Consider the following 1171-nt stretch of genomic DNA (forward strand, 5'->3'; position numbering starts at 1 on the left):
TAAGGATGCTCCGATCAACTTGCTGCGCGGCGGCCGCAAGTCGTAATTTGCACGGCACGCAGCGCTATTTGCTCAAAACGACCTGATGCAGTGTTCATCGAGGGCGTTTTTCGCCCGGTTTTCCATGTTAAGCGCGCAACTCGCCCATACCCATCAGTTGTTTTCGAGCCATCCACAGGTTCGACAGGGCGAACAATGTGGTCAACTGAGCCGTGTTTTTCATCAGCCCACGAAAGCGCACTTTCACGTACCCAAATTGGCATTTGATCACCCGAAACGGATGTTCGACCTTGGCCCGTGTCTGGGCTTTGCAGTACTCAATCTTGCGCTTGGCCTTGTAGAGCACGCTGCGTTTATTCAACTTGGAATAGGTGCTGCGGCGCGCCGCGATTTGCCAGATCACTTCACGATTTTCATGCTCTTCACGCTTCTCAACGCCGGTGTATCCGGCGTCTGCATACACTGCATTTTCTTCGCCATGCAAAAGCTCGGCGACCTGTGTGACATCGGCGACGTTGGCGGCGGTGCCGTGGACGTGATGAACCAAGCCGGACTCGACATCAGCGCCAATATGGGCCTTCATTCCGAAGAAATACTGGTTACCTTTTTTGGTCTGATGCATCTCGGGGTCGCGCTTTCCCTCTTCGTTTTTAGTCGAACTGGGAGCATGAATAATGGTGGCATCGACGATAGTGCCCTGACGCAGAGACATGCCTTTGTCCTGCAAATAACCATTGATGACCGCGAGGATTGCAGGTGCAAGCTGATGCTTTTCCAATAAGTGCCGGAAATTCATGATCGTGGTGTCTTCAGGTATCGGGGCGCTCAAGGTCAAACGTGCAAACTGGCGCATGGGCGTGATTTCGTAGAGCGCTTCTTCCATGGTCGGATCGCTCAGGGAAAACCAATTCTGCAACAGATGAATACGCAGCATGGTTTCCAGAGGATAGGGTTTTCTGCCGCCACCGGCCTTGGGGTAGAACGGCTCGATCAGGCCCAGCAGACCCGTCCAGGGCACGACCTGATCCATCTCGGCGAGGAAGCGTTCGCGGCGTGTCTGCTTGCGCTTGCCGGCGTATTCGAAATCGGAAAAGCTCATCTGGCTCATAGGCGGCTCGGATCAGGTGGTCAGGCGTATTTCAGCACATTTGAAAACTTGTTCGGAGATTCC

The 1171-nt window shown here is 53.9% G+C and carries 1 protein-coding gene; it reads right to left on the minus strand.

Annotation, left to right across the window (positions count from 1 at the left end):
• Positions 1–127: 127 nt before the first annotated feature.
• Positions 128–1108: an IS5 family transposase gene (locus NUV89_RS29685; protein WP_034113392.1), complete on the minus strand. Its 981-nt coding sequence runs from the start codon at positions 1106–1108 to the stop codon at positions 128–130.
• Between the last annotated feature and the right edge of the window lie 63 nt (positions 1109–1171).

The sequence above is a fragment of the Pseudomonas sp. 18.1.10 genome (genome assembly GCF_024655625.1).
In the GTDB taxonomy this organism is placed as follows: Bacteria; Pseudomonadota; Gammaproteobacteria; order Pseudomonadales; family Pseudomonadaceae; genus Aquipseudomonas.

What these genes read in the sequence shown, in the direction of transcription:
- NUV89_RS29685 (WP_034113392.1), bottom strand. Translation starts at nt 1,108, where the DNA reads ATGAGCCAGATGAGCTTTTCCGATTTCGAATACGCCGGCAAGCGCAAG.